Genomic DNA, 7313 nt, shown 5'->3' on the forward strand with positions numbered 1-7313 from the left:
TCACGTCACTTCGCTCTGTTCACCCCGCGCGACGCTGCTGCGTCGCACACCCCGTTATTGCTGCTGCGCTGTGACCAGCGGACGTTTTTTACGCCGCAGTTTATCCATCATCAAATAGACCACTGGCGTGGTGTAGAGCGTCAGCAACTGGCTCATTACCAGACCACCGGCAATGGTAATGCCGAGCGGCTGGCGCAATTCCGCGCCGTCACCGCTGGTCAGCACCAGTGGCAGCGCACCAAACAGCGCCGCCAGCGTGGTCATCAGAATCGGCCGGAAGCGCAGCAGACAGGCCTGAAAAATCGCATCGTGCGCGCTGAGCTGGCCGTTGCGTTGCGCCTCAAGGGCGAAATCTACCATCATGATAGCGTTCTTTTTCACGATGCCGATCAGCAGTAAAATCCCGATCAGCGCAATCAGGCTGAACGGGGTATCGAACAGTTCCAGCGCCAGCAGCGCGCCGACCCCGGCCGATGGCAGCGTCGACAGAATGGTCAGCGGATGAACATAGCTCTCATACAGAATCCCCAGCACGATATAGACCGCGCCAATCGCCGCCAGCATCAGCCAGAGCTGACTGCTCTGCGACTGCTGAAACACCTGAGCGGTACCGGCAAAGCTGCCGCGCACGCTGGAGGGGACACCAAGCGCGGTCATGGTGCGATCGATCGCTTCGGATGCCTGCGACAGCGATACCCCTTCCGGCAGGTTAAACGAGATGGTCGATGCTGCCGAGAGCCCTTCATGGTTAACCGACAGTGGGGCGTTGGCCGGTTGCCACTTCGCAAACCACGACAGCGGAATCGCTTTGCCTTCGCTGTTGATGACAAACATCTGCGACAGGGCGCTGATGTCCTGGGTGTAGCGCGGATCGACCTCCATCACCACTTTGTACTGATTCAGTGGCTGATAGATGGTGGAGATCTGACGCTGACCAAAGGCGTTGTTCAGCAGGGCGTTAGCGTCAGAGACGCTGATGCCAAGCCGTGCCATGCTTTCACGATCGTAGGTCAGGTCCATCTCACTGCCTTTATCCTGCTGATCGGAGTTGACGTCCGCCAGCTGCGGCAGGGCGGCGAAGGCCTGACGGATTTTGGGCTCCCAGGTCCGCAGGTCATTGAGATCGTCCGACAGCAGCGAATACTGATAGCTGGCATTCGACTCCCGTCCTCCGACGCGCAGATCCTGCACCGCATTCAGGTAGAGGTTAGCGCCTGGCTCCTTCGCCAGTTTGATCCGCAGGCGGGCGATCACCTCCTGGGCGCTCTCTTTACGCTCGGAGAGCGGTTTCAGCGAGATAAACATTGAGCCACTGTTGGTGCGCATCCCGCCGGTAAAGCCGACCACACTTTCGACGGCCGGATCGGCACCGACGATCTCCATAAAATCCTGCAGCTTGCTGCGCATCGCCTGGAACGAAATGCTCTGATCTGCCGAGATAAAGCCGGAGAGCCGGCCGGTATCCTGTTCAGGCATAAAGGTTTTCGGAATGCTGATAAACAGCCAGATGGTCAGGCCGATGGTGGACAAAAACAGCAGCAGTACCCAGCGGGCATGGTTCAGCACCACGCTCAGCGATCGGCCATAGCCCTGCTGGATCGCCAGCAGTAGCCGGCCTGAGCCATGCCGTCGTGGCTGGCTGCCCGGCGCAGTGGGTTTCAGCAGATACGCACACATCATCGGCGTCAGGGTAACCGAGATAAACAGCGAAATCACGATCGCGACCGACAGGGTGACGGCAAACTCGGCGAAGAAGCGGCCAATCAGCCCGCCAATCATCAGCAGCGGCAGGAAGACCGCAATCAGCGACAGACTCATTGAGAGCACGGTAAAGCCGACTTCACGTACCCCTTTCAGCGCCGCGGGCAGCGGTTTCATTCCCGCCTCGACGTGGCGGGCGATGTTCTCCAGCACCACAATCGCATCATCCACCACAAAGCCGGTGGCGATGGTCAGCGCCATCAGCGACAGGTTATTCAGACTGAAGCCGCACAGATACATCGCGGCGAAGGTGCCAATCAGCGAAACCGGCACCGCAACAGCGGGGATCAGCGTGGCGCGACCGGAACGTAAAAAGGCGAACACCACCAGAATCACCAGCCCGACGGCAATCACCAGCGATTGCTCTACTTCATGCAGTGAAGCGCGAATGGTCGGCGAGCGATCCTGCGCAATCTGCAGATCGATAGCGGCCGGGATCACCTCGTGCAGCAGCGGCAGTTCGGCACGGATGCGATCGACGGTATCGATGACGTTAGCTTCGGGAGTTTTGCGAATCAGCAGCAGCACCGCCGGTTTACCGCGCGACATCCCGGCGTTGCGCACGTCCTGAACCGAATCCTCGACTGTCGCCACGTCCGACAGCCTGACCGCCGCGCCGTTGTTGTAGTGCACCACCAGCGGCTGATACTCACTGGCGGTCTGCAGCGCGTCATTGGTACGCAACTGCCAGCGCTGCTGCGAATCATCCAGTGCGCCCTGCGGCCGCCGCTGGTTGGCATTGCTGATGGCGGTGCGCACCGCATCCAGCGACACACCCTGATTAAACAGCGCCTGGGGATTAAGCGCCACACGTACCGCAGGCAGCGAACTGCCGCCCACGGTGACATCGCCCACGCCCTCAATCTGTGACAGCTTCTGCGCCAGCTGGGTCGAGGCGTAGTCATACAGCTGACCCGGATTGTAGCTGTCCGAGGTCAGCGTCATGATCATGATCGGCGCATCAGAAGGGTTTACTTTGCGCCAGGTCGGACGCGACGGCATCCCGGTCGGCAGCAGGCTCTGCGCGGCATTAATCGCCGCCTGCACATCACGCGCCGCGCCGTTGATATCCCGATCAAAATCGAACACCAGGATAATGCGGGTGCTGCCCAGCGAGCTGGTTGAGGTCATTTCACTGACCCCGGCGATGCGGCCCAGCGAACGCTCCAGCGGCGTGGCGATCGACGAGGCCATGATCTCCGGCGCAGCGCCGGGCAGTGAGGCTGAGATGACGATCACCGGGAAATCAACCTGCGGCAGCGGGGCGACCGGCAGCAGGCGAAACCCGAGAATGCCGGCCAGCGCAATCGCCAGCGTCAGCAGGGTAGTAGCAACCGGCCGATGGATAAACAGCGCAAAGAACTTCACTCTGCGGCCTCCGTGCGGCCAAAGCGACGGCGGGTCGCCAGCGCCAGCCGATCAAACAGCAGGTAGATCACCGGCGTGGTAAACAGGGTCAGAACCTGACTGACAATCAGCCCGCCGACCATCGCAATCCCCAGCGGATGACGCAGTTCCGCGCCAACGCCGGTACTGAGCATCAGCGGTAAGGCGCCCAGCAGCGCCGCCAGGGTGGTCATCAGAATCGGCCGGAAACGCAGCAGGCAGGCCTGATAAATCGCATCGTAAGGCCGCATCCCCTGTTCACGTTCGGCCGCCAGCGCGAAGTCGATCATCATGATGGCGTTCTTTTTCACAATACCGATCAGCAGAATGATGCCGATGATCGCCACAATATCCAGCTCGTTGCCACTGAGCATCAGCGCCAGCAGCGCCCCGACGCCAGCGGTCGGCAGCGTCGACAGGATAGTGATTGGATGGATAAAGCTCTCATACAGCACCCCGAGCACGATGTACATCGCCACGATGGCCGCCACAATCAGCCAGACGGTGCTGCTTAGCGCCGCTTCAAACGCCAGCGTGCTGCCCTGGAACTGGGTCATCATGTCGGCTGGCATACCGAGCTGCGCTTCCGCCTGCGACACCGCGTTGACCGCATCCTCCAGCGAATAGCCGTCAGCCACGTTGAACGAGAAGGTAGCTGACGGGAACTGGTCGAGATGGTTAATGCTGAGCGGCGTATAACGCTGCTCAATCCGGGCGAAGGTGCTTAGCGGCACGCTGCCGCCGTCGCTGCTGGCCAGACGAATGCCGTCCAGACTTTGCAGGCCGGGCGTGGCGCGGTTGTCCTGCTCCAGCACCACGCGATACTGATTGGCCTGGGTGTAAATGGTGGAGATCAGTCGCTGGCCAAAGGCGTTATACAGTGCGTTATCCACGTCAGCCATGCTGATGCCCAGCCGGCTGGCGCTGGCACGATCGACATTGATATAGGCTTCCAGCCCCTGATCCTGCCAGTCGCTGCTGACGTCCCGCAGTTGCGGCAGGGTGTTGAGCTCGGCCAGCAGCGCAGGCACCCAGGTGGAGAGCGACGCCAGCGAGCCCGACTGCAGCGTAAACTGATACGGCGTGCGACTCGCCTGAGTATCGATGGTGAGATCCTGCACCGCCTGCAGCCATAACTGTACGCCCGGGATCTGACTGACCTGCTGTTGCAGCCGTTGCTGAATCACCGGAATCCGGTCTTCACGCTGGTCGAGTGGCTTGAGGTTAATTTGCAATCGTGCGCTGTTCAGCGCGGCGTTGGTGCCGTCGACGCCGACAAACGAGGTCATGCTCTGCACTGCCGGATCCTTCATGATAATCGAGGCGACGTCGCGGGTACGCTCGGCCATGCTGGCGTAGGAGACCGACTGCGGTGCCTGCAGCGTACCCTGAATAATGCTGTTGTCCTGCTGCGGGAAGAAGCCTTTTGGGATCATCATCCACAGCAGCAGCGTCAGTACCAGAGTGCTGAGCGCCACCGATAAGGTCAGCCACGGATGATTAAGCACCCGGCGCAAACCGCGGCCGTAGACGGCAATAATGCGATCAAACATCGCTTCGCTGGCGCGTGAGAAACGGTTCTGCTTACGCAGCGACTCGGCGCTCAGCATCCGGGCGCACATCATTGGCGTCAGGGTCAGTGAGACCACCGCTGAAATCAGAATCGCCACCGCCAGCGTCACGGCAAACTCGCGGAACAGACGTCCAATCACATCGCCCATAAACAGCAGCGGGATTAATACCGCAATCAGCGAGAAGGTCAGCGAGATGATGGTAAAACCGATTTCGCCTGCGCCTTTCAGCGCCGCGGTCAGCGGTTTTTCCCCTTTTTCGATGTAGCGGGAGATGTTCTCAATCACCACAATCGCGTCATCGACCACAAAGCCGGTGGCGATGGTCAGCGCCATCAGCGTCAGGTTGTTGATCGAGAAGCCGAGAAAGTACATTGCCGCAAACGTGCCGATCAGCGACAGCGGTACCGCTACCGCCGGGATCAGTGTGGCAGGCACGTTGCGCAGGAACAGATAGATGATCATCACCACCAGCGCCATCGCCAGCATCAGCTCATACTGGGTATCGTTCACTGACGCGCGAATATTGGTGGTGCGATCGGTCAGCAGTTTAACCGAGACCGATTTTGGCAGCGCCGCCGTCAGCGCCGGCAGCATGGCGCGGATGTTATCGGCGGTGGCAATAATATTGGCACCCGGCTGACGCTGTACGTTGAGTACAATCGCGGCGTCGCGGTTGGCCCAGGCTCCCAGCCAGCTATTCTCCGCACCCTGCTCAATGGTGGCGACATCACCCAGCCGCACCGGTGCGCCATTGTTGTAGCTGATGATCAGCTGGCGGTAATCTTCTGCCGACTTCATCTGATCGTTGGCCGACAGGGTAATCGAGCGCGCTGGCCCATCCAGACTGCCTTTGGCCGAATTGACGTTGGCGTTACTGATGGCGGTGCGCACCGTCTCGCTGGTCAGGCCCAGCGCCGCCAGCGCCTGGGCGTTCATTTTGACCCGCACCGCGGGCCGCTGACCGCCGGACAACGTCACCAGGCCCACACCGCTGACCTGGGAAATTTTCTGTGCCACCCGGGTTTCCACCATGTCCTGCACCTGGGTCAGCGGCATACTGCTGGTGGTAACGGCCAGCGTCATGATTGGCGGATCGGCCGGGTTCACTTTACTGTAGACCGGCGGGTTAGGCAGATCGTCAGGCAACAGGTTGGTGGCGGAGTTAATCGCCGCCTGCACTTCCTGCTCCGCCACGTCGAGCGGCAGACTGAGCTGGAACTGCAGCGTCACCACCGATGCGCCGCCTGAACTCTGCGATGCCATCTGCTTCAGGCCCGACATCTGGCCGAACTGACGCTCCAGTGGCGCGGTAATCGACGAGGTGACGACATCCGGCTGGCGCCGGGATAGAGTGTGACTACCTGAATCGTCGGGTAATCGACTTCCGGCAGCGCTGAGACCGGCAGAAAGCGGTAACCCAGCACGCCCGCCAGCAGAATGGCAATCATCAACAGCGTGGTGGCCACCGGACGCAGAATAAACTGGCGTGACGGTCCACCGCTGTGATCGGGAGGCATCACCTGCATTACTCACGCTCTCCCTTCGACGGCAGGGTCGCACGGCTGCTGTGCGGGGCGGTACTTTGCGGCGCGACAATCTCCACTGTTGCCCCTTCGGTCAGGCGATCCAGACCGTCAGTCACCACCCGCTCACCGGCTTCCAGACCAGCGCTGATCACCACTTTCTGGCTGTCCTGCAGACCGGCAATCACGCTTTTCTTACTGACTTTATTGTCACTGTTAACCACCCAGACGAAGTGGCCTTCATTGCCCATCTGCAGCGCAGCGGCCGGGATCACTATCGCATCCTGCAGCGTGTTGACCTTCAGCCGGACGTTAACGAACTGATTCGGGAACAGAGCGTCGTCCTGATTATCGAACCGCGCTTTGATTTTGATGGTGCCGGTGGTGACATCAATCTGGTTATCCAGACTCAGCAGCTTACCGCTGGCGATCAGCGTCTGATTACTGCGATCCCAGGCTTCGACCTGCAGCGTTTCGCCGCTTTTCTGCGCCTTGAGAATCTGGCTGATATTGTTTTCGGCAAGCGTGAATACCACGTCGATCGGCTGCGTCTGGGTGATCACCACAATGCCGGTGGTATCGCCACTGGTGACGTAGTTGCCGACATCAACCTGCTTCAGGCCGACCCGGCCAGCAATGGGCGCGGTGATACGGCTGTAGGTCAGATTAAGCTGGGCGCTGGCGACGCTGCCTTCATCTGCCTTCAGAGTGCCCAGGGTTTCGCTCACCAGCGAGCGCTGGGTATCCAGCTCCTGTTGTGACACCAGTGAACTTTTCGCCAGTTTCTCAAAACGCGCCAGGTCGCGCCGGGCATTCGCCAGCGTGGCCTGATCTTTCGCCAGCTGGCCCTGCGCCTGGGTTAACGCCACCTGATAAGGACGCGGATCGACTTCCGCCAGCAATTCACCGGCTTTGACCTGCTGGCCTTCAGTAAAGTGAATCGCTACCAGATCGCCATTTACCCGGCTGCGTACCGTAGCAGTATTGGCTGCGGTCACGGTGCCTAATCCGCTCAGGTATTGCGGGACGCTCTGGCGAGTGGCGCTGGCCGCCTGGACCGGGGCCAGCG

At 60.4% G+C, this 7313-nt stretch carries 2 protein-coding genes and 1 pseudogene; all 3 read right to left on the minus strand.

The features are described from left to right. Positions 1-54: 54 nt before the first annotated feature. Positions 55-3129 carry a multidrug efflux RND transporter permease subunit MdtC gene (gene mdtC / locus HA41_RS10725; RefSeq protein WP_094120779.1) on the minus strand — a complete coding sequence of 1025 codons (3075 nt, stop codon included), beginning with the start codon at positions 3127-3129 and terminating at the stop codon, positions 55-57. Further along, positions 3126-6247 (minus strand): annotated as a pseudogene (locus tag HA41_RS10730) (MdtB/MuxB family multidrug efflux RND transporter permease subunit). Before HA41_RS10730 ends, mdtC begins: the two are co-directional and overlap by 4 nt. Further along, positions 6247-7313, minus strand: a 1067-nt coding sequence (locus tag HA41_RS10735; RefSeq protein ID WP_094120780.1) for an MdtA/MuxA family multidrug efflux RND transporter periplasmic adaptor subunit, incomplete at its 5' end; no start/stop codon positions are given. The pseudogene HA41_RS10730 and the gene HA41_RS10735, both read right to left, overlap by 1 nt.

It is taken from the genome of Pantoea conspicua, assembly GCF_002095315.1.
Lineage (GTDB): Bacteria > Pseudomonadota > Gammaproteobacteria > Enterobacterales > Enterobacteriaceae > Pantoea > Pantoea conspicua.